The organism is Nonomuraea sp. AD125B, assembly GCF_041402765.1.
In the GTDB taxonomy this organism is placed as follows: Bacteria; Actinomycetota; Actinomycetes; order Streptosporangiales; family Streptosporangiaceae; genus Nonomuraea; species Nonomuraea bangladeshensis.
The window spans coordinates 1-25,910 of the sequence record NZ_JBGLOU010000021.1; the positions used below are offsets into that span (position 1 = coordinate 1).

The 25,910-nt window shown below is 71.1% G+C and carries 19 protein-coding genes and 1 pseudogene; 11 read left to right on the forward strand and 9 right to left on the reverse strand.

From position 1 onward, the window contains the following. Positions 1-1,172: 1,172 nt before the first annotated feature. Genes ACBR40_RS40330 through ACBR40_RS40355 form a run of 6 tightly spaced genes read left to right on the forward strand, consistent with a single transcriptional unit; the run spans position 1,173 to position 9,169 of the window. Positions 1,173-2,162 (forward strand): MinD/ParA family protein, encoded by a 990-nt coding sequence (locus ACBR40_RS40330; protein WP_371252126.1) that lies wholly within the window; start codon positions 1,173-1,175, stop codon positions 2,160-2,162. A 47-nt stretch (positions 2,163-2,209) separates the two neighbouring features. Further along, positions 2,210-4,687 carry an ATP-binding protein gene (locus tag ACBR40_RS40335; RefSeq protein WP_344210750.1) on the forward strand — a complete coding sequence of 826 codons (2,478 nt, stop codon included), beginning with the start codon at positions 2,210-2,212 and terminating at the stop codon, positions 4,685-4,687. Next, positions 4,684-7,035, forward strand: coding sequence for a type IV secretion system protein (locus ACBR40_RS40340; protein WP_371252127.1), 2,352 nt, complete (start codon positions 4,684-4,686; stop codon positions 7,033-7,035). Before ACBR40_RS40335 ends, ACBR40_RS40340 begins: the two co-directional genes overlap by 4 nt. 13 nt (positions 7,036-7,048) lie before the next feature. Further along, positions 7,049-7,669, forward strand: a complete 621-nt coding sequence (locus ACBR40_RS40345; RefSeq protein WP_371252128.1) for a hypothetical protein — start codon at positions 7,049-7,051, stop codon at positions 7,667-7,669. Beyond that, positions 7,666-8,760, forward strand: a complete 1,095-nt coding sequence (locus tag ACBR40_RS40350; protein WP_371252129.1) for an NlpC/P60 family protein — start codon at positions 7,666-7,668, stop codon at positions 8,758-8,760. Before ACBR40_RS40345 ends, ACBR40_RS40350 begins: the two co-directional genes overlap by 4 nt. A gap of 13 nt (positions 8,761-8,773) precedes the next feature. Next, positions 8,774-9,169: a (deoxy)nucleoside triphosphate pyrophosphohydrolase gene (locus ACBR40_RS40355; protein ID WP_364454799.1), complete on the forward strand. Its 396-nt coding sequence runs from the start codon at positions 8,774-8,776 to the stop codon at positions 9,167-9,169. Positions 9,170-9,214: 45 nt separating this feature from the next. Here ACBR40_RS40355 and ACBR40_RS40360 read toward each other — a convergent pair whose 3' ends face one another. After that, entirely contained in the window at positions 9,215-9,763 is a 549-nt protein-coding gene (locus ACBR40_RS40360) for a hypothetical protein (RefSeq protein WP_371252130.1), read from the reverse strand. A 1,347-nt stretch (positions 9,764-11,110) separates the two neighbouring features. Here ACBR40_RS40360 and ACBR40_RS40365 point away from each other — a divergent pair. After that, positions 11,111-12,427 carry a hypothetical protein gene (locus tag ACBR40_RS40365; RefSeq protein ID WP_371252131.1) on the forward strand — a complete coding sequence of 439 codons (1,317 nt, stop codon included), beginning with the start codon at positions 11,111-11,113 and terminating at the stop codon, positions 12,425-12,427. 53 nt (positions 12,428-12,480) lie between these two features. Here ACBR40_RS40365 and ACBR40_RS40370 read toward each other — a convergent pair whose 3' ends face one another. The 7 genes from ACBR40_RS40370 to ACBR40_RS40400 form a co-directional block, all read right to left on the reverse strand. Beyond that, positions 12,481-13,236, reverse strand: coding sequence for a succinate dehydrogenase/fumarate reductase iron-sulfur subunit (locus ACBR40_RS40370; RefSeq protein ID WP_091086596.1), 756 nt, complete (start codon positions 13,234-13,236; stop codon positions 12,481-12,483). Then, entirely contained in the window at positions 13,233-15,125 is a 1,893-nt protein-coding gene (locus tag ACBR40_RS40375) for a fumarate reductase/succinate dehydrogenase flavoprotein subunit (protein ID WP_344210732.1), read from the reverse strand. Before ACBR40_RS40375 ends, ACBR40_RS40370 begins: the two co-directional genes overlap by 4 nt. Positions 15,126-15,137: 12 nt before the next feature. Further along, a complete protein-coding gene (locus ACBR40_RS40380; RefSeq protein WP_344210730.1) occupies positions 15,138-15,923 on the reverse strand; it encodes a hypothetical protein in 786 nt (261 codons plus the stop codon). 203 nt (positions 15,924-16,126) lie between these two features. Further along, positions 16,127-16,567: a response regulator gene (locus ACBR40_RS40385; RefSeq protein WP_371252132.1), complete on the reverse strand. Its 441-nt coding sequence runs from the start codon at positions 16,565-16,567 to the stop codon at positions 16,127-16,129. Between the two features lie 80 nt (positions 16,568-16,647). After that, positions 16,648-17,793 carry an ATP-binding protein gene (locus ACBR40_RS40390; protein WP_371252133.1) on the reverse strand — a complete coding sequence of 382 codons (1,146 nt, stop codon included), beginning with the start codon at positions 17,791-17,793 and terminating at the stop codon, positions 16,648-16,650. Beyond that, positions 17,790-18,923 (reverse strand): fused response regulator/phosphatase, encoded by a 1,134-nt coding sequence (locus ACBR40_RS40395; RefSeq protein WP_344210724.1) that lies wholly within the window; start codon positions 18,921-18,923, stop codon positions 17,790-17,792. Before ACBR40_RS40395 ends, ACBR40_RS40390 begins: the two co-directional genes overlap by 4 nt. 39 nt (positions 18,924-18,962) lie before the next feature. Further along, positions 18,963-19,892, reverse strand: coding sequence for a LysR substrate-binding domain-containing protein (locus tag ACBR40_RS40400; protein WP_344210722.1), 930 nt, complete (start codon positions 19,890-19,892; stop codon positions 18,963-18,965). Positions 19,893-20,025: 133 nt separating this feature from the next. Here ACBR40_RS40400 and ACBR40_RS40405 point away from each other — a divergent pair, with 133 nt between their 5' ends. From ACBR40_RS40405 to ACBR40_RS40420, 4 genes are all read left to right on the forward strand, one after another. Then, the gene (locus ACBR40_RS40405; protein ID WP_371252134.1) at positions 20,026-20,775 is read left to right on the forward strand and encodes a succinate dehydrogenase cytochrome b subunit; all 750 of its coding nucleotides are present in this window, start codon (positions 20,026-20,028) and stop codon (positions 20,773-20,775) included. Next, the gene (locus ACBR40_RS40410) at positions 20,772-22,694 is read left to right on the forward strand and encodes a fumarate reductase/succinate dehydrogenase flavoprotein subunit (protein ID WP_371252135.1); all 1,923 of its coding nucleotides are present in this window, start codon (positions 20,772-20,774) and stop codon (positions 22,692-22,694) included. Before ACBR40_RS40405 ends, ACBR40_RS40410 begins: the two co-directional genes overlap by 4 nt. Next, positions 22,691-23,431, forward strand: a complete 741-nt coding sequence (locus ACBR40_RS40415; RefSeq protein ID WP_344210716.1) for a succinate dehydrogenase/fumarate reductase iron-sulfur subunit — start codon at positions 22,691-22,693, stop codon at positions 23,429-23,431. Before ACBR40_RS40410 ends, ACBR40_RS40415 begins: the two co-directional genes overlap by 4 nt. Positions 23,432-24,111: 680 nt before the next feature. Then, positions 24,112-24,636, forward strand: coding sequence for an RNA polymerase sigma factor (locus ACBR40_RS40420; protein WP_344210712.1), 525 nt, complete (start codon positions 24,112-24,114; stop codon positions 24,634-24,636). A gap of 35 nt (positions 24,637-24,671) precedes the next feature. Here the strand turns inward: ACBR40_RS40420 and ACBR40_RS40425 are convergent. Continuing rightward, positions 24,672-25,871 (reverse strand): annotated as a pseudogene (locus ACBR40_RS40425) (RNA-guided endonuclease InsQ/TnpB family protein); the annotation flags it as partial. Positions 25,872-25,910 lie beyond the last annotated feature (39 nt).

Below are 25,910 nucleotides of genomic sequence, written 5' to 3' on the forward strand. Positions count from 1 at the left end.
CCCGCCCCGCGGCCCCGCGCCCCGAGCAGCCGACCGGAGACGCGGCCACTGGCGCGCAGGCGGGCAGCGGCGAGGACACGCCGGCGACCCGGTCCAGCGCTCCCGGCGCGGGTGGCACGGCCGTCCCCGACGAGGTCACGGCCACCGGCACCGAGGACAGTCACGACGCGGCGACTGGCGGGGCGGCGGCGAGCGGCACTCTGGCGGACGCCACGTCAGCGAGCGCCCCCGCCGCCAGCACCCCCAAGGACAGCAGCTTCACTGCAAGCGGCGACGCTATGAGCGGCGACGCCCGGCGTGGCGATGCTGCGAGTGGCGGGGCTGTGAGCGGCGATGCTGCGAGTGGCGGGGCTGAGAGCGGCGGGGCTGAGAGCGGCGCTGCTGAGAGCGGCGGGGCTGAGAGCGGCGGATCCGAGCGGCGGGTGGCTTTTGGGAACACCGGCAGCACTGCGGCCACCGAGACCACTGGCAGTGCCGAAGCCACCGAGGACGCCGGCAATACTGCGCCCGCTCGGAGCGGCGAGCTTGCCGACAGCGCTGAGGCCGCCGGAAGCACTGCGCCGACCCAGGACAGCGAGCTTGCCGACAGCACCAAGACCACCCAGGGCGCCGAGCTCGTCGGCAGCGCCGACGCTGGCCGGAGCCCCGAGGCCAACGAGTCTGAGCCCAACGGCATCGAGGGCACCGAGGGAGCCAAGCCTGAGGCCGCCGGGGCTGAGCCCGCCGCGACCACTGGCGGTGCCGAAGACACCGGTGACGCTGAGGAAAGCGGAGAGCGGGGGCGGCGGGGTGGGGGGTGGCCGCGGTTGGCGCCTGTGGCCCCGGATGCGCCCGCGCCGGCGACGCACCGCGTGTCGGAGCGGCCGGACGGGCCCGCCCCAGCGACATACCGGGTCCCGGAGCGGCCGGATGCGCCTACCCCCGCGACGTACCGGGTCCCGGAGCGGCCAGATGCGCCCGCCCCTGCGGCGCGCCGCGCCCCCGAGCGGCCGGATGCGCCTGCCCCCGCGGCGCGCCGCGCTCCTGAGCGGTCGGATGCGCCCGCCCCGGCGGCGTACCGTGCCCCCGAGCGGCCCGTCGCCCCGCTCCGGGGACGGCCCGGCGTGCCCGCGGACGGGCGGCCGGGTGAGATCGTGGCGCCTGTGCCGGGGCCGCGGCCCGGGGAGGGCAGGGTGCGGCGGGTCGAGTCCGTGGTCGGACGGGACTCCGGCGGGTGGCGGCGGATCGCGCAGGTCGTGGTCGGCGGCTCCTCGGTGCGCACCGACGGCTCCGAGATCGACGAGGCCCGCGCCAGGGCGGTGTTCAGCGGCAGCCGCAGGATCCTGGTCCTCGGCTGCACGGGCGGCGCCGGCCAGAGCACCACGGCCCTCATGCTGGGCCACACCTTCGCCCAATACCGTGACGACAGGATCGTCGCCGTGGACGCCAACACCGGCGGCGACACCCTCACCAGCAGGATCGAACCCGAGACCCCCGAGACGCTCACCTCGCTGCTGGCCGGCCTCGACCGGGTCAGCGGCTATCTGACGATGCGCGGCTACACCACGAGGACGGCCTCCGGCCTCGAGGTGATCAGCGCCGACACCGACGCGGGCGCCGAGCAGCGCCTGGCGGACCGGTCGCTCTTCTCCGACCACCGCCTGGGCGAGTCCATGAGGCTGCTCGACCGCCACTACAAGCTGGCCGTCATCGACCCGGCGGCCGCGCTGGCGGCCCGCCTCCTGCCGTACGCCGACCAGCTCGTCCTGGTGGTCCCGGCGAGCGAGGAGGCGTCGGAGGCGGTGGCGATGACGTACGAGTGGCTCGACGGGCACGGCTGCGCGGAGCTGCGCAGGCGTGCGGTGATGGTCGTGAACGGCGTGAGCAGGCGTTCCATGGCCGACGTCGAGCAGGCTGAGTCGGTGGCCAGGGGCAGGTGCCGGGCCATCGTCAGGGTCCCCTGGGACGACGACCTCGCCCCGGGCGGGGCGGAGGTCGTCGATCCCGGGCAGTTGCGCGCGGCCGGGCGACGGGCCTACCTCGCCCTCGCGGGCGTGGTGGTCGCGGGCTTCGCCGCCCAGTCGGCCCAGACGGCGCGGACAGCGCAGTCGGCGCAGAGCGTACGACCGAGCGATGAGGAGTTGGCGAGTGACCCCCCGGGCACGAGAATCGGTGAGCGTTAAGTGAACAAGCGAGCAGGTCTGGCCCGTTCATGCGCCGAGGGGGCGGCATGAGCAGGGCGTCCCGAGCGCACCAGCGCCTCGCGGTCCGCTACTTCGACGACCGCATCCTGCTCACAGACACCTGCGCATGGGCGTATTTCCGCCTTCCGACGGTCAGCTACGAGTTCGTCACCCCCGAGGAGCGGGAGGCGCTGGCCACCAACATCACGATCGCGCTGGCCGCGATCAGGATGCCCGACGCCGAGGTCCATCTGCGGGTGGCGCACCGCACCTACCCGGCCGCCGAGTGGGCGATGGCGCTCAACGCCACCTCCGACGAGGGGCCCGGCTGGCGCGACTACCTGGAGGAGATGTACCGCCACGTCTGGGCGAAGGACTTCTGGACGAAGGAGGTCTATCTCGGCGTACGCCTGGGGCCGCGCGGCAAGCAGCTCGGCAGCGGCGTGCTCGCCCAGCTCCTCGGCTTCTACCAGAAGACCGAGAAGTCGCTCGGCATGACGGACGACCACGTACCCGACAGCGAGATCGGCCGCTGGACCGAGCAGGCGGAGCGCCTCGGCCGGGCACTCGCGTCGAGCGCCCTCTACGCCCGTCACGCCACCTCCGTCGAGGTGGCGTGGCTGTTCCAGCACGCGGCGGCGGGCGCGTCGGGCGACGCGCCGCCGTCGGCGAGCCCGCGCAGGCGGTGGGGCAGGGGCGAGATCGAGACGCTGGTCGAGGGCGAGATCCACAACGGCAGGAGCCTGCTGCGGATCGTCCAGCCGCAGGGCGACTCGTACGTCGCCCACCTGTCGTTCGCCCGCTTCCCCGACCTGATGCCGTTCCCCGACGGCGAGCCGTGGATGCACTTCGCCGACCAGCTCCCGTTCCCGGTGGAGATCTCCTCCAGGATGCGGCTGATCCCGCCGGTCAAGGCGTCGAAGGACGTGGCGCGCAAGCTGGCGCACGCCCGCGACATGGACCACCACATCCGTGAGGCGGGCGCGGAGGCCCCGCTGGCGCTGGCCGAGCAGATCGACGCGGCCCGCATGCTGGAGCACGGCATCACCAAGGAGCGCCTGCCCTTCGTCTACGGCTGGCACCGGCTGATCGTCTCGGCCCCGACCGAGGACATCTGCGTGCAGCGGGTGGAGGCGGTGGTCGAGCACTACCGGGACATGGGCATCGACGTGGTCAACTCGACCGGCGACCAGTTCTCGCTGTTCTGCGAGTCGCTGCCGGGCGAGAAGGTGCGCGTCAACGCCTACGCCCAGCGCCAGCCGCTGCGGACGATCGCGGGCGGCATGGCGACGGCCACCGTCGATCTCGGCGACCGGCTGGGCGAGGGCAGCGAGGGCTGGCTGGGCCCGTACATCGGGGAGACCGTCGGCAGGGCGCGCAGCATCGTGCACTTCGACCCGCTGGTGGCGGCCACCCGCAACCGGCCGACGGCCATCGCGATCACCGGCGAGCCGGGCGGCGGCAAGACCACGCTCGCGCTGCTGATGATCTACCAGATGGCGTTGCGCGGCGTCACGGTCGCGGTGATCGACCCCAAGGGCGACGCCGAGTCGCTGGTGCGGCTGCTGGACAAGCGCGGGCGCAAGGCCCGGGTCATCCCGCTGGGCTCGGCGGCGCCGGGCCTGCTGGACCCGTTCTCGTTCGGCGACGACATCGCGGCGAAGAAGACCATGGCCACCGAGACGCTGCGGCTGCTGCTGCCGCGCATGTCGGAGGAGCGCGAGTCGGCGATGATCCAGGCGGTCGCGGCGATCTCCAACCAGCCCGACCCGTCGCTCGGCAAGGTCGTCGACCACCTGGAGCAGGCCGACGACGCGGCGTCGAAGAACCTGGGCGCGGTGCTGCGCTCGATGTCGGAGATGCACCTCGCCCGGCTCTGCTTCGACCCCTCCGGCGGCGACCAGATCGACACCGAGGGGTGGACGACCGTCTTCACGCTGGGCGGCCTGACCCTCCCCGACGTGGCCACGACCAGGGAGGACTACTCCTACGAGCAGCGGCTGTCGGTCGCCCTGCTCTACCTGGTGTCGCAGTTCGCGCGCAGGTTGATGAACGGCCTCGACCGGCGCGCCCCCAAGGCGATCTTCCTGGACGAGGCGTGGGCGATCACCTCCACGCCCGAGGGCGCCAAGCTGGTGCCCGAGGTCAGCCGGATGGGCCGCTCCCGCAACACCGCGCTCGTGCTGGTCTCGCAGAACGCGGGGGACCTGCTGAACGAGCAGGTGACCAACTGCCTGTCGTCCGTGTTCGCGTTCAGGTCCACCGAACGGGTGGAGGTGAACCACGTGATGTCCCTCCTGGGGGTGGAGGCGTCGGAGGAGCACAAGGCCGTGCTGCGCTCGCTCGGCAACGGCGAATGCATTTTCCGCGATCTGGATGGCAGGGCCGGCCGCATCGGAGTAGACCTGGTCTCCGACGAGCTTCTTCGCTGGCTCGACACGAACCCGACACACGACAAACCCGATCGCGACGGGCATGATGATCTTCAAGGGGGCGTGGGCAGGCCGCAGGAGGTACGGTCATGAAGATCCGGCTATCCCGACGACTCGCGCTGGCACTCGCGCTGGTCACCGGCATCCTGGTGGTGCCGCTGGTCGTGGGCGGGCTGTCCGCGCCGGCCGCCGCGGCACCGTGCGACCTTTCCGGGCCGCTCACGCCCGAGGTGGTGGGCGGCGGCACCGACGGGCTCATCCAGGCCCCGGCCCCGGCCGGCGCCCAGCCGAGCGCCCCGGTCACCAACTACGGCCAGTTCGGCATGAGCGGCCAGTTCTGGCACACGCACGAGCTGGGCTGCGGCGACTACGTCGCGGTGCTCGGCAACATGTGGGCCAACGGCATCTTCACCGCGGCCAAGGCCATCGACCGGCTGACGATCACGACGTACCAGGCGGCGGCCACCGAGGGACCGCTCCAGTCCATCAAGGACGTCGTCGACGACATCGTCACGAACCTGGCCAACGCCATGTACTGGCCGTTCCTCCGCCCGATCGTGATCCTCGGCGCGATCTGGCTCGCCTGGTACGGCCTGATCCGCAAGCGCGCCACCACGACCGCCGAGGGCGTCATCTGGATGGTGCTCGCGGTCACCGTCGCGACCTGGTTCTTCAGCCGTCCCGGCGACTTCACCGGCCTCGGCAAGGTCGTCACCGACAAGACCGGCGAGGTCGTCAACTCCGCCTTCTCCGGCCTGCCCGGCGCGGGCGGCGCGTCCTGCCTGCCGCCGCCCGGCCAGACCGCCGCCGAGCTCAAGCCCGGTGGCTACGGCCAGGTCGGCACCCCCGGCGTCGAGCAGAACGCCGACGCGCTGTGGTCCACGCTGGTCTGCAAGCCGTGGCTGGTGGGCCTGTTCGGCACCGCCGACCCGCAGCAGCCGATCGTGCGCGACTGGGGCCGCAAGGTCCTGGAGATGCAGTCGATCCCGCCCGCCGTGGCCGGCCAGGCGGCCCCCGACGTGGGGGCGCGCCAGCAGGAGTACGCCTCGCTGGCCGACAAGCTCAGGAACGACCCCCGCTACACGGTCTTCTCCGGCCGCGACTGGTCCAACCGGCTCGGCGTGGCGGTCGGCGCGTTCATCGCCGCCATCGTGGCGGGCCTGCTCATCTTCCTGGTGGCGGTCTCGCTGCTGGTGCTCAAGGTGGGCTTCCTGCTGCTGCTGATCATGGGGCCGGTGTTCCTGCTCATCGGCGTGCATCCGGGCAGCGGCCGGATCATCGCCATGCGCTGGGTGGAGATGCTGGTCGGCACGCTGCTCCGGCAGGCGGTGCTGACGCTGGTGCTCGGCGTCCTCGTGTACGGCTACGCGCTGATCATCTCCACGACCATGCCGTGGGGCATGCAGGTGCTGTTCATGGCCCTGCTGACGATCGCGGTGTTCTTCTACCGGCGTCCGTTCCAGCACCTGTTCGCCTCGCTCAACGGCCACACGGTCGCCACCCGGATGCTCGGCGAGGCCGCCAGTTCGTCGGTGCTGGAGCGGTCGGCGGCCGTGCTGCCGCCGGTCGCCTCGGCCCGCATCGGCCGCTGGGGGCTGCGCAAGGCCGAGCCCGTCATCCGCGCGGCCGCCGCGGCGAGCGGCGCGGGCGCGGGCGCTGCCGCCGTGGCCTCGACGGCGGGGCAGGCGCGCGTACGGGCCGAGGAGGGCGACGCCGCGGCGGCGGGCACCCGCATCCCGGCGACGGCCGCGCCGCTCGACACCGACGCCCAGGGCGGCAAGGCGGGCGCGCGGGCGCCGCTTGAGCCACGTCGTGGCACCGCGCCGCCGCTCAACCTGGGCGGCGCGGCCCGCTCCGGCGGCGGCGCCGCCGGGCCGCGTGTGGGCGGCGCGGGCGGGCCCCGGGTGGGCGGCGCTCCCCGTACGGCGTCCGGCGCGTCCGCGGGCGGCTCAGGCGGTTCTTCGGGCGGGTCTGGCGGCTCGGGCGGCTCGGGCGGTGGCGGTTGGTTCGGCGGCGGGTCGGGCGGAGGCTGGGCCTCACGCGGCGGCTCGTCGGGCGGGCGCAACGGCTCCGCGCGCAGCTCCAGGTTCGGCGGTTCCGGCGGCGGCACCCGGTCGCGCGGCTCCGGCGGCGGCCTCTTCGGCGGCGGCTCGGGCGGCTCTTCAGGCGGGTCGAGCGGCAGGTCGAGCGGCGGGTCCGGTGGTGGCAGCCTGTTCGGCGGCGGCTCGCGCAACGGAGCCCGGCCGAGCGGCGGCTCGCGCGGCTCCGGCGGCCCCGCCCGCCCCTCCGGCGGCTCGCGCATCTTCGGCGGCTCCGACGAGCCGGCCTCGCGCGCCTCCGAGGCCCCGCCTCTGTGGCTGCGCGGCAGCGGCCGGAGCGGCGGCTCCGAGGAGACGTCCGTGCCGTTCTGGCTCAAGCCGAACAGCTCCGACAAGGATTGAACAAGGACTCAACATGGCGCAGCCAGGTGACAGGCGGGGTGCCGCCTTCGCCGTCATCGTCGTGATCATCGCCGCGGTCGGCATCTACCTGATGTGGGCGGACTGGGGAGATCCGCCCGAGCGGCAGCCGGAGGCCGCGCCGCCCACGCGGGTGGCGATCGTCACCCCGACGCCGCTCGCGACCGCGAGCAACGCGCCGTTCGACGTCTACGACTACCTGCCGATGAAGAAGGAGCAGCTGGCCGCGGCGGCGGACCTCGCCGAGCGCTTCACCGCCGTGTACGGCACCTTCCGCTACGACGAGGACGCGGCGGCCTACGCCGCCCGGCTGAAGGCGTACACGACGCCCGAGCTCGCCGCCCTGCTGACCCGCACGGTGACGTCGGCGGGCGCCGTCGAGCAGAACCGCGCCGACGAGCTCGTCTCCCAGGCGACGGCGAAGCTCAAGGAGATCAGGCAGGTCGGCAAGGGCTCGATCATCTTCGTCGTGACCGGCAACCGCCAGGTCACGGCGAAGAGCGGTGACAAGCTGCTCACCGAGGAGTACGCGGTGACCGTGAGCGAGTCCGGCAGCGACTGGCGCGTCTTCGACATCATGCCCGCCGACGAGGGCCAGGACGGTGACACCGGGTGAACGTCTCGCGCACACGCCTCGCCCTCCTCCTCGGGCTGGCTGGGGCGCTCCTGCTGGTGGCCGTGATCGTCTCGCCGATGCTGCTGATGTCGCTGCCCTCGTTCATCAGCGACGGCCGCACCTCGTTCGACTGCACCGACGACGCCCAGGTCGAGGAGGTCTCCGACACCGCGACCTCGGACATCCCGGACGACTACCTGAAGCTCTACAAGGAGTACGGCAAGAAGATCGGCGTCCAGTGGAACATCCTGGCCGCCGTGGGCAAGCGCGAGACCGACCACGGCCGCTCCACGCTGCCCGGCGTCCGCAGCGGCACCAACTCGGCGGGCGCGGCCGGGCCCATGCAGTTCCTCATCTCCACCTGGGGCGGCAAGGCCAGGGTGCCGGTGGGGTCGCCGTTCACCGGGTACGCCTCCGACGGCGACGGCGACGGCATCGGCGACGTCTACAACCCGGCCGACGCGATCCTCGGCGCGGCGCGCATGCTCAAGCGCAACGGCGCGCCGGAGAACGTACGGCAGGCGCTGTTCGTCTACAACCGTGCCTGGTGGTACGTGGACCAGGTCGAGGAGATCGCCAGGAAATACGCCAAGTCCGGCGACGTGAAGGTGCCGCCGCAGGCGGAGGAGGAGTGCGACGAGCCGCTGATCGAGGCCGCGCCGACCACCGTGGTCGCCAAGATCCTGGCGTACGCGCTGGCGCAGCGCGGCAAGCCGTACCTGTGGGGCGGCACGGGGCCGGACGCGTTCGACTGCTCGGGGGTGATCTACGCGGCGTACCGGTCGGCGGGGCTGCAGATCCCGCGGACGACGTTCGGGCAGTGGCCGTTCGGCGTCCGGGTGTCAGAGGGCGAGGAACAGCCCGGTGACCTGGTGTTCTTCAACGCCGGGCCGGGCACCTCGGCGAACAACCCGGGGCACGTCGGGCTCGTCGTCTCCAAGGGCAAGATGCTGGAGGCCCGGTGCACGCTGTGCGGCCCCATCAAGGTGACCAGCTACTCCGCCCGCGGCAACCGCATCGGCTTCACCCGTCCGCTGCAGAACCCCGCCGTCCTCGACCAGCTCCAGAAGCTGCAGAATCCTGCCCTGTGAGGAACATCAACGCATGAGCGTGATCGTGGTCGTGGCCGCCGTGATCGTCGACCCGGACGGCCGGGTGCTGGCCGCGCAGCGGGCCGAGCCGCCGGCGCTCGCCGGCGGGTGGGAGTTCCCCGGCGGGAAGGTGGACCCCGGCGAGAGCGAGGAGGAGGCGCTGGTCCGGGAGTGCCGCGAGGAGCTGGGCGTGGAGATCACGGTCGGTGAGCGCGTCGGCGGTGACTGGCCGCTCTCACCGGGGTATGTCATGCGCGTCTGGCTGGCCGCCCTCGCCTCCGGCACGCCCGAGCCGCGGGAGCATCTGGCGTTGCGGTGGCTGGCACCGGACGAGTACTACGACGTCGAATGGCTCGGGGCGGACCTGCCCGTCATGAAGACGGTGGAGAGCATCCTCCCGGCTGATTGAGTCCTCTCTCTCTGTGACACAATGGTTACTAGGCGTGATTACGGGTCATGTGTCACAGCGGGGGAGTTGGACGATGCGTCGTGGCTGGATGCTGGCCGGAGTGGTGATCCTGGCCGCCGTGCCCGCCGTGCCGGTGGCGGCGAGCGGGGTTTCGCTGGTGCTGGAGCGGGTGGGCGCGGTCCAGGACGGCGTGGGCACGTGGCTCCGTACGGGGGACACACAGCGGTTCCGGGTCCGGGTCAACGGGATGTCGGTGGACGGCGGGCGTGTGGCCGTGGCGGTCAGTCCCGTCGCGGCGCTGTCGGTCACCTGCGGGGGTCTTGCGACGGCGGGGCGCGAGGGGTTCGCCGTGGGATCGGGGGCGGCGCGGCTCGCCGATCGCGCGCTCACCCTGGCGGGGGTCGCCGAACGGGATGACGCGGTGGTGTCGCCGGGGGCGCGGGTGTGCCGGTTGGGGAGTGCGGCGGACGCGCGTTCGGTGGACGTGACGGTGATGGCTCCGGCGGGGGTCGGCCAGGTGGTGCTGGCCGCCGTCGCCAAGGTCCGTCCGGGGGAGGGCGGCGTTGCGGAGACGCTGGAGAAGGCGGTCGCCACGCCTGTCCAGAGCGCCGAGTCGGTGGTGGGAGGGCAGGCGCTCGCCGGACCGGTGGCCAGAGGGACGGGGCTTGGCGGGCCGGCGGTTGGAGGGCCTGTGGTCTCCGGGCCGGCGGTCGGCGGGCCTGTGGTCTCCGGGCCGGCGGTCGAGGGCGCTGCGTCGGGGGCGGCCGACGGGGGGCGCTGGAGTCTGCCGGTCCTGGGCGGCTCGGACCAGACAGCGGCCGCTCCGAACAACCCCCGCTGCTTCCCAGCACACCGCTGCCCGTCGCCGCACCTCGGCCGGCCCCAGCAGCCGACTGCCGAGGTGGTCACGGGAAATGCCGAGCTGGGTCGGCTGGGCGATGAGCAGTCGGTTCTGTCGGGCGGGGAGCAGTCGGTCCGGTCGGGCGCAGGGCAGCCGGTTCGGCCGGAGGTGGGGCAGCAGGTCGGGGCGGAGGTAGGACAGCAGGTCGGGCCCGTCGCAGGGCAGCAGGCGGGGCAGGGCATGCGCACCACAGAGACGTGGTGGAGCAGGCGTGCCCGGCAGGCTGGGCAGGTGGGGCCCGAGCAGGCGGGGCAAGGGCAGCAGGTCAGCGTGGAATCCCGCGCCCTCCCACCGGCGCAGGCTGTCCCACCGGCGCAGGTCACCACGCCCGCGCAAGCGGCTCCGAGAGCGCAGGCTGTGCCGTCCGCGCAAGCGGTTCCAGGAACGCAGGCCGCGACGCCCGCGCAAGCGGTCCCGAGAGCGCAGGCCGTGCCCTCCTCGCAGGCTGTCCCGAGAGGGCGGGCCGTGGCTGCCGGGCGGAAGGCTCCGAGGGGGCAGGCCGGGACTGCCGCGCAGGCGGTGCCGCCCGGGCAGATGCCCGGGGTTCAGGGGGTCACGGGGCTGGGAGTGCCGCAGCAGGTTCAGGGTGGGCAGGCGGTGGCAGGCGGCATGCCTGGGGGTGGGGTTCCTCAGGTGGCGGACGGGTCGGGGCAGGCGCTTTCTGGGTTGCGGTTGCCGGAGGTGGCCGGCGGCGACGGGATGTTGGATGTTCCGCCGGGCGTGGTCGGTGACCCTCCCGGGAGCGTCCCGCTGGTGCCGCCCGCGGGCGGCGGTGGGCTCGCGGCGCCTCTGCCCATAGAGGTACGAATGGCGCACGAACGACCGCGACCGGTGGCCGCGGTGGTCAACCCGTTGAAGGGAAGCCTCGGACACGTGCTCGCAGCGGCCGCTGTTGCTACGCTCCTAGCAGGGCTTTGGGGAATTGTCACGGTACAAAGGCGCACCAAGCGCAAGATACTGCGGTAAAACGGGCTTTACTGTTACTTTGACCCGACTAGTATTCCCTTGACCATGGTTCCGGGACTACGCGGAGGGCACTGGTGGCACGCACGCGAGCGACAGCCGTCTCCGCCATCGTCCTGGCGCTCGGCCTCGCCGGGGTCGGCGCGACGCCGTTCATCGTGCAGAGCGCCAGCGCCTCGGTGGCGTTCGACCCGGTCGAGCCCTGCGACGCCGGCGACACCTCGTGCCAGAGCGACCCCCAGACCACGGTCACGGTGACCACCACGTTAAGCACGCCGACGCCGACCGACGTGCCGGAGACGACGATCACCAAGACGGTGACGGCGACCCCGACGAAGAAGACCACCGCCCCCACCAAGAAGCCCACCACGGCCCCCGCGACCACGCAGGCGCCGGAGCCTCCCCCCCAGAACGTCGCGCCGCCGACCACCCAGGCCCAAGAGCCGCCTCCGGTGCTGCCCACCGCGACCGCCACGACGGAGGAGTCTCCGGTCCAGATCCCGTCCGTCGCCCAGGACACGCCGTCGGCCGCGCCGAGCGAGACGCAGGTCGCCTCCTCGGAAGAGGTGCCGCTGGAGCTGCGGGCCGCGGCGCCGGAGTTCGACGAGAAGACGCTGACGCAGAAGCTCAGCATCCCGGCGCTGGTGCTGGTGCTGCTCGCGCTGTTCGCGGTGCTGATCTTCGAGGGTCGGCTGCGGCGGATGGCCCACGCGGCCGCCGTGCGCAAGGCGGGCCCGGCGGCGGGCGCCGCCGGCTATGCGCCCCCGCCGGGCGGCCCGGGTTATCCGCCTCCGCCGGCCGGCCCCGGCTATCCGGCCGGCCCCGGCTATCCGGCCGGCCCCGGGTACGCGACCGCGGGCTTCACCGCTCCCGGCTATCCGGGCGGCACGGCGTACGCGCCGATCATCAGTTTCGTGCCGGTGCAGACGTATGCGAGCGGCCCTACGCAGTACGCCCCGGTCTACCAGGACCCCGGCCACCCGTACCCGCCGCAGGGCTACGAGCAGGAGCCGCCCATGGCTCCGTCCGAGCCGCCGCCCGTGGTGCTGCACCCTGACGACTACAGCCACGAGCCCGTCCAGGAGGTCCCGGAGGCCGAGGCGAAGGACTTCCGCGACCCGTTCGAGCCGCTGGTCCCGCCCGCTCCGCCGGCGGACATCCCGCCGGGCGGTGGCGCCCCGGTGGACGACGGCCATGAGCATCCGCTCGGCCCGGCCGCGGCGGCCGAGTCCGGCGACTCCGAGCCCTGGCAGCAGGCGCCCGCGGGGTCGCTGTTCCGGCCGGCGCAGCCGTACGTGCCCGCCGACGGCGAGACGACGGTGATCCAGCCGGAGCCGACCAGGGAGCTGCCGGAGGAGAAGCGCAGGCGCTTCGGCCGCCACGCCAAGGACTGAACGCACGAAGAAGGGGGCCGGTGCGGAAACCGGCCCCCTTCCTCATGCGCGGGTCACGACTTGGCGCGACGGAAGATCTTGTCGCCCAGCCACACCAGCGGGTCGTACTTCCGGTCCACCACGCGCTCCTTCATCGGGATGAGCGCGTTGTCGGTGATCTTGATGTGCTCGGGGCAGACCTCGGTGCAGCACTTGGTGATGTTGCAGTAGCCCAGCCCGTGCTCGGACTGCGCCGCCTCCTGCCGGTCGGCCACGTCGTACGGGTGCATGTCCAGCTCGGCGATCCGCATGAGGAAGCGCGGCCCGGAGAAGTTGGCCTTGTTCTCCTCGTGGTCGCGGATCACGTGGCAGACGTTGTTGCACATGAAGCACTCGATGCACTTGCGGAACTCCTGGGACCGCTCGACGTCGACCTGCTTCATCCGGTATTCGCCCGGCCGCACGTCGGCGGGCGGCGTGAAGGAGGGAACCTCCCTGGCCTTCTGGTAGTTGTAGGACACGTCGGTGACGAGGTCCTTGATGACCGGGAACGTCCGCATCGGCGTGACCGTGATGGTCTCGTCCTCCGAGAAGGTGGACATCCGGGTCATGCAGCCCAGCCGCGGCTTGCCGTTGATCTCCATGCTGCACGAGCCGCACTTGCCGGCCTTGCAGTTCCACCGTACGGCCAGGTCGGGCGCCTGCGTCGCCTGGAGGCGGTGGATGATGTCGAGGACGACCTCGCCCTCGTTGACCTCGACGGTGAAGTCCTCGAGTTTGCCTTCGCCGCCCTCACCGCGCCAGACCTTGAACTTTGCCTTGTAGCTCATGACTTCTTCGCTATCCCGTCGAACTCGGCCATCTCTTCGTCGGTGAGGTACTTCTTCAGCTCGTCCCGGTCGAACAGGGTGATCAGGTCGTCCCGCATGGGGGGCTGTTCCTTCTCGACCACCTGCACCGAGGAGCCGTCCTCGCTGGAGCAGACGAGCAGCTTGCGCCGCCACTGCGGGTCCATGCCGGGGAAGTCGTCGCGGGTGTGCCCGCCACGGCTCTCCTCGCGCAGCAGCGCGGCCCGCGCCACGCACTCCGACACGAGCACCATGTTGCGCAGGTCGAGCGCGAGGTGCCAGCCGGGGTTGTAGATGCGGGACCCGCCCGCCCCGACCATGCGTACGCGCTCCTTGAGCTTCTCCACGGTCTGCAGCGCCTCGGCGACCTCGTCGGCCTTACGGATGATGCCGACCAGCTCGTTCATCGTCCGCTGGAGCTCGTGGTGCACCTCGTACGGGTTCTCGCCGCTGCGGCCCAGGGGCGCGAGCGCCTCTTCGCGGGCCGACTCGACGGACTCGGGGCTGACCTTGGGCCGGGCGGGGAGCCCGTCCACGTACGCGGCCGCGCCCGCGCCCGCGCGCCGCCCGAACACCAGCAGGTCGGACAGTGAGTTGCCGCCCAGCCGGTTGGAGCCGTGCATGCCGCCGGACACCTCGCCGGCCGCGAACAGCCCGGGGACGTCGGCCGCGCCGGTGTCGGCGTCCACCTCGACGCCGCCCATGATGTAGTGGCAGGTCGGGCCCACCTGCATGGGCTCGGCGGTGATGTCGACGTCGGCCAGCTCCTTGAACTGGTGGTGCATCGACGGCAGCCGCTTCTTGATCTCCTCGGCCGGCAGCCGGGTGGACACGTCGAGGAACACGCCGCCCTGCGGTGATCCGCGGCCGGCCTTGACCTCGGCGTTGATCGCGCGGGCCACCTCGTCACGGGGCAGCAGCTCGGGCGGGCGCCGGTTGTTGGCCTGGTCGGTGTACCAGCGGTCGCCCTCCTCCTCGGTGGTGGCGTACTTGTCCTTGAAGACGTCCGGGATGTAGTCGAACATGAAGCGCTTGCCCTCGGAGTTGCGCAGCACGCCGCCGTCGCCCCGGACGGACTCGGTGACGAGGATGCCGCGCACGGACGGCGGCCAGACCATCCCCGTGGGGTGGAACTGGATGAACTCCATGTTGATGAGCTTCGCGCCGGCCAGCAGGGCCAGGGCGTGCCCGTCGCCGGTGTACTCCCAGGAGTTGGAGGTGACGACGTACGACTTGCCGATGCCGCCGGTCGCGAGGACCACGGCCGGGGTGTCGAAGAGGACCAGGTTGCCGGTCTCGCGCCAGTAGCCGAACGCGCCGGAGATGCGCTCGCCGTCCTTGAGCAGCCGGGTGACCGTGCACTCGGCGAAGACCTTGATGTAGGCCTCGTAGTCGCCGTGGTTCTCGTAGTCCTCCTGCTGCAGCGCCACCACGCGCTGCTGGAGGGTGCGGATCAGCTCCAGGCCGGTACGGTCGCCCACGTGTGCGAGCCGCGGGTACTCGTGACCGCCGAAGTTCCGCTGACTGATCTTGCCGTCCTTGGTGCGGTCGAACAGCGCGCCCCAGGCCTCCAGCTCCCAGACCCGGTCCGGAGCCTCCTTGGCGTGCAGTTCGGCCATGCGCCAGTTGTTGAGGAACTTGCCGCCCCGCATGGTGTCGCGGAAGTGCACCATCCAGTTGTCGTCGGGGTTGACGTTGCCCATCGCGGCCGCGGCGCCGCCCTCGGCCATGACGGTGTGCGCCTTGCCGAACAGCGACTTGCAGACGATCGCCGTCCTCTTGCCCTGCTGCCGGGCCTCGATCGCGGCGCGCAGGCCCGCTCCGCCGGCGCCGATGACGACGACGTCGTATTCGTGACGTTCGATTTCCACTGGTTGATCCTTTTAGGCGAACGGGAAGGCGATGATGCCCTTGGCGACCATGCGGACGTAGAAGTCGGCGATCATGACCGAGAACATCGAGGCCCAGGCGAGCTGCTGGTGCTTGGCGTTGAGCTTGGAGACGAACGTCCAGGCCCGGTAGCGCAGCGGGTGACGGGAGAAGTGGTTGAGCCTGCCCGCGGTGATGTGCCGGCACGAGTGGCACGACAGCGTGTACATGTTGATGAGGACGGCGTTGATGACCAGGATCCAGGTGCCGAGGCCCTGCGGCTTGTGGATGAGCGCCAGGACGGCGTCGTAGGCCAGGACGAGGCCGATCAGGATGGCCGCGTAGAAGAAGTAGCGGTGGATGTTCTGCAGGATCAGCGGGAAGCGGCGCTCACCGGTGTACTTGCCGTGCGGCTCCTGCACCGCGCACGCGGGAGGCGACAACCAGAACGAGCGGTAGTACGACTTGCGGTAGTAGTAGCAGGTGAGCCGGAACCCGCCGGGCAGCCCGAGGATGAGCAGGCCGGGCGGCAGGGTGTACCAGTCACCGAACGGCGCCCACCCGAACAGCCGCGCGCCCTCCGGGCAGGAGGACGCCAGGCAGGGTGAGGCGAACGGTGCGATGTACGGATCGACGAAGTACGTGTTGTCGATGATCGCCCATACACCGTAGACAAGGAACGAGCTGAGCCCGAGGAATGTGACCAGTGGGGCCAGCCACCATCTGTCGGTGCGCAGGGTGCGCACCTTGACTTGCGCACGCTGCCTTCTGACCGGTGCTTCGGGCGTCGTCTGGGTCATCGCGGACCTCTCCACCTCCCGCGGACCCGTCGCGCTGGGGGTCCGTGGTTCGTTTCACTGGGCGCGCGTGCCGGCGGTGCTCGCCGCTCCAGGCGCGCATTGGTGGGGGATACGTTACGACGGTCGCATCTCGATTTGTGAGCGGGGTCACTCACTTTTTCGATGACCGGCTGTGATTCCTGTCACGTAGCCCGTCAGGGCCGCTACCCGTGAGTCGGCAACTTAACCACAGTCACGAAAAAATCGTCTATCTGGCGGACAACTCGGATAAATTGCTCAAAATCGACAGGCTTGGCGACGTACGCGTTGGCGTGCAACCGGTAGCTGAGCAGGATGTCCTCCTCCGCCTCCGACGTCGTCAGGACCACCACCGGGATCGTGGCCAGCACCGGGTCCGCCTTGATCTCGCTCAGCACCTCCAGCCCGCTCATCCGCGGCAGGTTGAGGTCGAGCAGGATGAGGTCGGGGCACGGCGCGTCCGCGTAGCGCCCCTCCCGCCGCAGGAACGCGACCGCCTGCTCGCCGTCGTTGACCACGTGCAGCCGGTTGCGCACCTTGTTGAGGTCGAACGCCTCGCGGGTGAGCAGGATGTCGCCCTGGTCGTCCTCGACCAGCAGCACCTCGATCGCGCGTCCCTCACTCATCGGGCCTCACTCATCGGGCCTCACTCATCGGGGCCTCACTCATCGGGGCCTCACTCATCGGGGCCTCACTCATCGGGGCCTCACTCATCGGGGCCTCCCGCCGGCGGCAGCGTCCATCGGAACGTCGCACCCCCGCTCTCCCCGGCCGCGTCCAGCCAGAGCTGCCCGCCGTGGAACTCGACGATCTTGCGGCAGAGCGCCAGCCCGATGCCGGTGCCCGGGTACACATCGCGGGCGTGCAGGCGCTGGAAGATCAGGAAGATGCGGTCGGCGTACTTGGGCTCGACGCCGATGCCGTTGTCGGCGCAGCTGAACTCCCACATCCCGTCGTCCCGCCGGGCCTCGACGTGCACCCGCGGCGGCTCCTCCGAGCGGAACTTCACCGCGTTCTCGACGAGGTTCTGGAAGAGCTGGGTGAGCTGCACCCGGTTGCCGTGGATCTCGGGCAGCTCGCCCCTCGTCACCGTGGCCCCGGTGTCCTCGATCATCGCCGACAGGTTGTCCAGCGCCCGGTCGAGGGCCGCACCCGAGTCGACGGTGGTGCGCGAGCCGGTGACCCGGCCGACCCGGGAGAAGTCCAGCAGGTCGTTGATGAGCAGCTGCATGCGCTTGGCGCCGTCCACGGCGTAGTGGATGTACTGGCGGGCGCGGTCGTCGAGCTGCGGGCCGTAGCGCTGCTCCAGCATCTGCGTGAAGCTGGCGACCTTGCGCAGCGGCTCCTGGAGGTCGTGGCTGGCGACGTACGCGAACTGCTCCAGCTCGCCGTTGGAGCGGCGCAGCTCCTCGGCCTGGTCGCTGGCCGTCCGCCAGGCCGACAGGATGCGCCCGCGCATGGCGTCGACGTGGCTGGACAGCTCCGCCAGCTCGGCCGGGCGGTCGACGTGCAGCGCGTGGTCGAAGTCGCCCGCCGCCACCGTGCGCACCTGCTCGGTGAGCTGGCGGATGGGTTTCAGCACGGCGTAGCGCACCATGAACGCGAGCCCCACGCCGCAGGCCAGCAGCACCGCGAACAGCACGATCAGCGCCACGTTGAGCCGCGCGACCTGCGCGTCCACCTCGGGGCGGGGCCCCAGGGCGCGGATGTCGGCGATCATCACCATCGTGGCCGCGACGCCGGCGGCGAAGGCCGTGCCCGCCACCGCGCCGGTGAACAGGAACCAGCGCGAGAGCGGCAGCCGGCCGAGCCCGGTCGGCTCCCTGGGCGGCGGCAAGGGATTGATGATCATGAAGCTCTCCTGCTCACCACGACGACCGCGAGGTCGTCGCTCAGCGTGCCCGCGTTCCTGATCAGCCGGTCGAGGTCGACCGCGCCGTGCTCGCGTACGAGGCCGACCAGGCCGTCCACGCCCAGCAGCTCGTCACGGGCGCCCACGGCCGCCTCGATCAGCCCGTCGGTGTAGAACATGATCGACCACTTGTCGCCCAGCGGCACGTCGATCACCGACCACTCGGCGTCGGGGAAGATGCCGAGCGGCGGCCCGGACGGCCCGCCCTCCAGCACCTCGACCGTGCCGTCGCGCACCAGCACCGGCGGCGGGTGCCCGACCACCCGCATCCGCGCGCTGCGCAGGTCGGGCGCGATCGTCGCGGTGCACAGCGTGGTGAAGATCTCCGGCGCCTTGCGTTCGGCGCGCAGCAGCGTGTCGAGCGTGCGCAGCAGCGTGTCGTCGGTCTGCCCGGCCAGCACCAGCGTGCGCCAGGCGATGCGCAGGGCCACGCCCAGCGCCGCCTCGTCGGGGCCGTGCCCGCACACGTCGCCCACCACCACGTGGAACGCGCCGTCCGGCGTCTGCACCGCGTCGAGGAAGTCGCCCGCGAGCGTGCCGCCGCTGCCCGGCAGGTAGCGGGTCAGGTGCTCGATCGCGTCGGACTCGATCAGGGGGCTCGGCAGCAGGCCGCGCTGGGTGCGGGCGTTCTCCTTGGCGATGAGCTCCGTCTGCACCAGCCTGAGCTGGGTCTGGTCGGCGCGTTTGCGTTCCATCGCGTAGCGGATGGCGCGGGTCAGCAGGGGCGCGTCGATGTCCTGCTTGACCAGGTAGTCCTGGGCGCCCGCCGAGACGGCCGCGACGCCGACGTGCGCGTCGCGCAGCCCGGTGAGGACCAGCACGGCGGCGTGCGGCGCCATGGCCAGGACCGCCTCAAGCGCCTCCAGCCGGGTGGCGTCGGGGAGCGACAGGTCGACCAGCACGCACTGGATCCCGGGCGTCAGCTTCGCCCGCGCCTCCTGGAGGCTGCGCGCACGGAAGATGCGCGGCGGCGCCGCGGCCTCCTGGAGCAGCTCCTCGACGAGGAAGGCGTCGCCGTCGTCGTCCTCCACGAGGAGCAGCGTCAGCGTCTCGCTGAGATGTGCCGTCAACCTTCCGCCTCACCGCGCGTTCGGGATCGTCGTTGCTGCTCATTCTGCGATGAGCTCCACCCCTTGTGGAAGCGTGCCCTCGACCCCGGCCTCGACCACGAAGGACAGCAGGACGCCGCGGAACGCCTGCGCCGCCGTCGTGGGCTCGACGTCCTTGCGGTGCGCGAGCGCGATCGTCCGGCTGAGCCCCGGAGGCGCGAGCGGGGTGCCGGCCAGCCCCGGCCGGCCGTCGAGCACCATGGACGGCACCACGGCCACCCCGAGCCCCGCCTCCACGAACCGCAGCACGGCGTCCATCTCGCCGCCCTGCACCGCGAAGCGCGGCTCGAAGCCCGCGTGCCGGCAGGCGGCCAGCGTCGCCTCGCGCAGGTCGTAGCCGCGCCGGAACATCACCATCGGCTGCCCGCGCAGCTCGTCGATCTCCATGTACGGCCGCCGCGACGGCTCGTGCGAGGGCGAGACGACCACGAGGTTCTCCCGCAGGATCTCCTCGGTCACGAGGGCCGGGTCGTCGCTCTGCAACGGCATGATGATCAGCGACAGGTCGAGCTGCCCGCGGGCCAGCGCCCGCACCAGGTCGCGCGAGCCGCCCTCCTCGACCAGCAGCTCGATCCCCGGATAGGCCCGGTGGAAGCGGGCCAGCGCGTCGGCCAGCAGCCCGGCGCAGAGCGACGGCGTGGCGCCGAGCCGCACCCGGCCCCGGCGCAGCCCGGCGAGCTGGGCGACCTCCTGCCTGGCGGTGTCGGCGTCGGCGAGCATGCGGCGGGCGAGCGGCAGCAGCGCCTCGCCCGCCGGGGTGAGCGTGACGTTGCCCCGGGCGCGGGAGAACAGCGGCGCGCCGAGGTCGCCCTCCAGGGCCTTGATCTGCTTGCTCAGGGAGGGCTGGGCGACCCGCATGCGCTCGGCGGCCTGGGTGAAGTGCCTGGTCTCCGCGACGGCCACGAAATAGGCGAGTTGTTGCAGCTGCATGTGATTTTCCTCGCACCGGCCGACCGTATGGTGATGAAAAGACCGGCCTTACCAGCATCATAGCTGACGGCTATCGAAACCAGATCGTCCATGACTTGGACGGATCGTACCTGCGTACGTACGGTTCGAAAACGTGACTGCCACGATTGAGCGCGGCGCCGCCACCGCGCCAGTTCCCGCTCCCAAGAGCACTCCAACGCGTAAGCGGTCCGGCGGGTTCCTCCGCTCGTCGAACGGCAAGAAGGTCGTCATGGCCGTCACGGGCGCCGTGATGGTGCTGTTCCTCATCGCCCACATGGTGGGGAACCTGAAGATCTTCCTCGGCAAGGACTCCTTCAACGAGTACGCGCACGCGCTGCGCACGCTGTTCGAGCCGCTGCTGCCGTACCGGACCGCGCTGACCATCCTCGAGATCGGGCTGGTCGTCTCGGTCGTCGCGCACATGTGGGCGGCGATCTCGCTGGCCCGCCGCGCCGGCCAGGCGAGGCCCGTCAAGTACGTCGCCAAGAAGTCGCAGGCGAACGGCTACGCCACGCACATCATGCGCTTCGGCGGCCTGACCATCGCGCTCTTCGTCGTCTGGCACCTGCTCGACCTCACCTTCGGCGTCGTCAACCCCAAGGGCTTCAACTCCGAGCCCGCCGACCGCATGGTCGCCGGGTTCGACCCGTCGCGCTGGTGGGTGACGCTCATCTACGTCGTGGCCGTCGTCATGGTCGGCCTGCACCTGCGGCACGGCATCTGGAGCGCCGTACAGACGCTCGGCTGGGCCAACCGCACCCGTTACAAGGCGCTCAAGGGGACGGCCGCGCTGGTCTCCGTCGTCCTGGTGATCGGCTTCCTGGCCCCGCCCCTCGCGATCACGTTCGGAGTTGTGAAGTGAAGTACACCGAAGGCGCGCCGATCCAGGACACGAAGGCGCCCGCCGGGCCCATCGAGGAGCGGTGGGAGAAGCGCAAGTTCTCCGCCCGCCTGGTCAACCCGGCCAACAAGCGCAAGCTCAACGTGATCGTGGTCGGCACCGGCCTGGCCGGCGGCTCGGCCGCCGCGACGCTGGGCGAGCTCGGCTACAACGTCACGTCCTTCTGCTACCAGGACTCCCCGCGCCGCGCCCACTCCATCGCCGCGCAGGGCGGCATCAACGCGGCCAAGAACTACCGCGGCGACGGCGACTCGATCTACCGGCTCTTCTACGACACGGTGAAGGGCGGCGACTTCCGCGCCCGCGAGTCCAACGTCTACCGTCTCGCCCAGGTCTCGGTGAACATCATCGACCAGGCGGTGGCGCAGGGCGTGCCGTTCGCCCGCGAGTACGGCGGCCTGCTCGACACCCGCTCCTTCGGCGGCGCGCAGGTCTCCCGTACGTTCTACGCCCGCGGCCAGACGGGCCAGCAGCTCCTGCTGGGCGCCTACCAGGCGCTGGAGCGGCAGATCGCGGCCGGCACGGTGACCATGCACACCCGGCACGAGATGCTCGACGTGATCGTCTCCGACGGTCGCGCGCGCGGCGTCATCGTGCGCGACATGGTGACCGGCGAGATCGAGCGGCACCTGGCCGACGCCGTCGTGCTCGCCACCGGCGGCTACGGCAACGTGTTCTTCCTGTCCACGAACGCCAAGGGTTGCAACACCACCGCCATCTGGCGGGCGCACGAGCGGGGCGCGTACTTCGCCAACCCCTGCTACACGCAGATCCACCCGACCTGCATCCCGGTCTCCGGCGACTACCAGTCGAAGCTGACCCTGATGTCGGAGTCGCTGCGCAACGACGGCCGCGTCTGGGTGCCGCTGCGCAAGAACGACGAGCGCGCCCCCGGCGACATCCCCGAGGACGAGCGCGACTACTACCTGGAGCGCATCTACCCGGCGTTCGGCAACCTGGTGCCCCGCGACATCGCCTCGCGGGCCGCCAAGAACGTCTGCGACGAGGGCCGCGGCGTCGGCCCCGGCGGCCTCGGCGTCTACCTGGACTTCCGCGACGCCATCAACCGCCTCGGCCGCGACGCCGTCGAGAAGAAGTACGGCAACCTCTTCGAGATGTACGAGCGCATCACCGGCGAGAACCCGTACGACGTGCCGATGCGCATCTACCCCGCCGTGCACTACACGATGGGCGGCCTGTGGGTGGACTACGACCTGCAGTCCACGATCCCCGGCCTGTTCGTCATCGGCGAGGCCAACTTCTCCGACCACGGCGCGAACCGCCTCGGCGCCTCGGCCCTCATGCAGGGCCTGGCCGACGGCTACTTCGTGCTGCCGACCACCATCGGCGACTACCTGGCCGACGGCCCGTTCGGCGAGGTGGACGAGGAGGCGGTCGCCGAGGCGGAGATCAAGGTCCGCTCGAAGATCGACCGGCTGCTCTCCGTGAACGGCACCCGCACGCCCGACTCCTTCCACCGCGAGCTCGGCAAGCTCATGTGGGACTACTGCGGCATGGAGCGCACCGAGGAGTCGCTGCGCAAGGCCCTGGAGCGCATCCCCGAGCTGCGCCAGGAGTTCTGGGAGAACGTCAAGGTCAGCGGCACCGCCGAGGAGCTCAACCAGGTGCTGGAGCGGGCCGGCCGGGTGGCCGACTTCTTCGACCTGGCCGAGCTCATGTGCCTGGACGCCCTGGTGCGCACCGAGTCCTGCGGCGGCCACTTCCGCGCCGAGTCGCAGGACGCCGACGGCGAGGCCCTGCGCGACGACGAGAACTTCGCGCACGTCTCGGCGTGGGAGCGCACCCCGGACGGCCCGGTGCTGCACAAGGAACCGCTCGAGTACGAGTACGTCAAGATGACCCAGCGGAGCTACAAGTGAACCTGACCCTCAAGGTCTGGCGTCAGAGCGGTCCCCAGGACAAGGGACGGATGGTGACGTACCGGGTGGAGGACATCTCCCCGGACATGTCCTTCCTGGAGATGCTCGACGTCCTCAACGAGCGCCTGATCCTGGAGGGCGACGACCCGATCGCCTTCGACCACGACTGCCGCGAGGGCATCTGCGGCATGTGCGGCATGGTGATCAACGGCGTCGCCCACGGCGAGCAGCGCGCGACCACCACGTGCCAGCTCCACATGCGCCACTTCGAGGACGGCGCCGAGATCACCATCGAGCCGTGGCGGGCGGCCCCGTTCCCGGTCGTCAAGGACCTGGTCGTGGACCGCAGCGCGTTCGACCGCATCATCCAGGCGGGCGGCTTTGTCTCGGTGCCGGCTGGCTCGGCCCCTGACGCGCACAGCGTGCCGGTGCGTAAGGACGACGCCGACGCAGCCTTCGACGCAGCCACCTGCATCGGCTGCGGCGCCTGCGTGGCCGCCTGCCCGAACGGCTCGGCCTCGCTCTTCACCGCCGCCAAGATCACCCACCTGAGCCTGCTGCCGCAGGGCCAGCCCGAGCGGCTGTCCCGGGCCAAGGCCATGGTGGACCAGATGGACAGCGAGGGCTTCGGCGGCTGCACGAACACCGGCGAGTGCACCGCGGTCTGCCCGAAGGGCATCCCGCTGGACACGATCGCCCGCATGAACGCGGACTACCTGAAGGCCAACTCCAAGTAGCAGGGCAACCTTTGACAGCTGCAACTGTGACACAGTTGCAGCTATCATTCTTGTCCGCCCTGGAGGGCGCGTAGCTGCTCGCCGAGGCGACCGGTGGCGTGGTGTTCGCGGCCACCCAGCAGAGCGAGGCCCAGACCTGGCCGACTTCGGTTTCCCCGACGCCGCGTCCTTTGGGATCTGACGGACGATCCCGAGCTGCCTTCACTGCCGCCCTCGGCCGCCCCTCCGGCGGGCTGGCGCATCTGTTGCAGGGGCTTCGCGACATCGGCCTGGTCGAGCAGGTCGATGACGCGCTCCGGGACAAGCGGAGCGTCTTCAAGGTCGCCGAGCCGATCGTCCGCCTCCACCAGCTCATCATTCAGCGTCGTGAGCCCGAGCGACGCCGGGCGGCTCCACCGTCTGGAGCACCTGCGGGCGCTGCTTCCCGACGCCAGGATCGACCGGCAACCCAAGCTGCTGCTGTTCGCCCGCTCGGGCTTCACCGCCGAACCCACGGACCTGGCCCGCGGACGGCCGGACGTGGGGCGGACAGGCCTTCCGCCGTTACCTCATCTGTATGTTGCGCAACATACAGATGAGGTGACAGCGGCGGCGGGGTGTAACAGGCGGGGTGTAACAAAGGGGCCGTTCGGACCACTTCGTGGTGTCAGTGGAACGCATCCGAACGAAAGGGCTGGGCGGTGGCGGATGATGCGGACCGGTTCACCGGCATGTACGACGAATGCCGGCAACGCGTCTGGGCCTACGTGGTCAGCCGCGCGGGCCGGCAGGTGGCCGACGAGGTGGTGAGCGAGACGTTCGCGATCGCCTGGCGGCGGTTCGGGGACGTGCCGGAGCCGGCGCTACCGTGGCTGCTCGGCGTGGCGAGGAACGTCCTGCGCGACAACGTGCGCGCCGAGGCCCGCAGGGAGGCGCTGGCGGCCGAGCTGCGCTCCTGGACCGAAGGGGACGTGGCCGAGCAGGTGACCGAGCGCCTGGGCGTGCTGCGGGCGCTGGCCGAGCTGTCCGACGACGACAGGGAGATCCTGCTGCTGGTGGCCTGGCAGGGATTGTCGCCGAAGGAGGCGGCCAGGGTGGTGGGCTGCTCGTCGGCGGCCTTCCGGGTACGCCTGCACCGGGCCCGCAAGCGGCTGGAGCGGGCCGTTCAGCATCCCGCGCCGGCGCCCCTGTCCCCCGTACGGAACCTCACCGAGGAGTGGTCTTGACATCCTCCCCCTCGATGCAGGAGGGGGATTCCGACCGTCGCCGGTCGGTCTTCCTGCTTCATCGCCGGTCGCCCGCCCGGGAGGAACACTCCCGCTTGAGGTCTTACACCAGCTCCACAGGCGTTTCAGCTCTCCGCCAGCCCGGCGGCGAGCAGCATGTTCTGGGCCGCGTTCACCTCCCGGTCATGGACCGCGCCACACGCACAAACCCATTCACGGACGCTCAACGGCAACGTCTCCCGCAGCGTCCCGCAGACCGAGCACAACTTGGAGGAAGGAAAGAAGCGGTCCACGACCACCAGCGTGCGGCCGTACCAGTCCGTCTTGTACTCCAGCATGTTGCGCAGTTCCCGCCAGCCGGCATCGGAGATGGCACCGGCCAGGGCATGGTTCTTGAGCAGGTTGCGGACGGCCAGGTCTTCCACGGCGATCGCTTGATTGTCACGAACCAGCCGTGTGGTGACCTTGTGCAGGTAGTCCCGGCGCCGGTCGGCGATTCGGGCGTAGATCTTCGCCACGCGCAGCCGGGCCTTGGCCCGGTTGTTCGACCCTTTCTCCTTGCGGGCCAGCGCCCGCTGTGCCTTGGCCAGCCTGCGACGTTCACGACGCTCGTGGCGGGGGTTGGCGATTTTCTTGCCGCACGCCAGCGTGAGCAGGGCGGTCAGGCCCGCGTCCAGGCCCGTCGACTGCTCGACCGGCGGCAACGGCGCGATTTTCTCCTCGACCAGGAGGGACACGAACCAGCGCCCGGCCGGGTCCCTGCTCACGGTGACCGTGGACGGCTCGGCCCCTTCGGGCAGCGGGCGCGACCACACGATGTCCAGCGGCGCGTCCATCTTGGCGAGGGTGAGCCGGCCGTCGCGCCAGCGGAACCCAGAGCGGGTGTATTCGGCCGACGCTCGGGATTTCTTCTTGCTCTTGAAGATGGGGTACTTAGCCCGTTTGGCGAAGAAGTTCGCGAACGCCGCCTGCAGATGCCGCAGCGTCTGCTGCAACGGCACCGACGACACCTCACACAAGAACGCCAGCTCGGGTGTCTTCTTCCACACGGTCAACGCGGCCGACGACTCCGCGTAGGAGACGCCGCGGCCTTCCAGCGCGTAGGCGCCGGTCCGCTCCTCCAGAGCCTTGTTGTAGACCAGGCGCACGCAGCCGAACGTCCGGACCAGCTCTTCGGCCTGTTCGGGGGTCGGATAGAAGCGGTACTTGTAGGCCCGCTTCACGAGCTGCGCCACCTCTCGATCCTAAGTGCGAGATCACTCGCGCACCGGCCG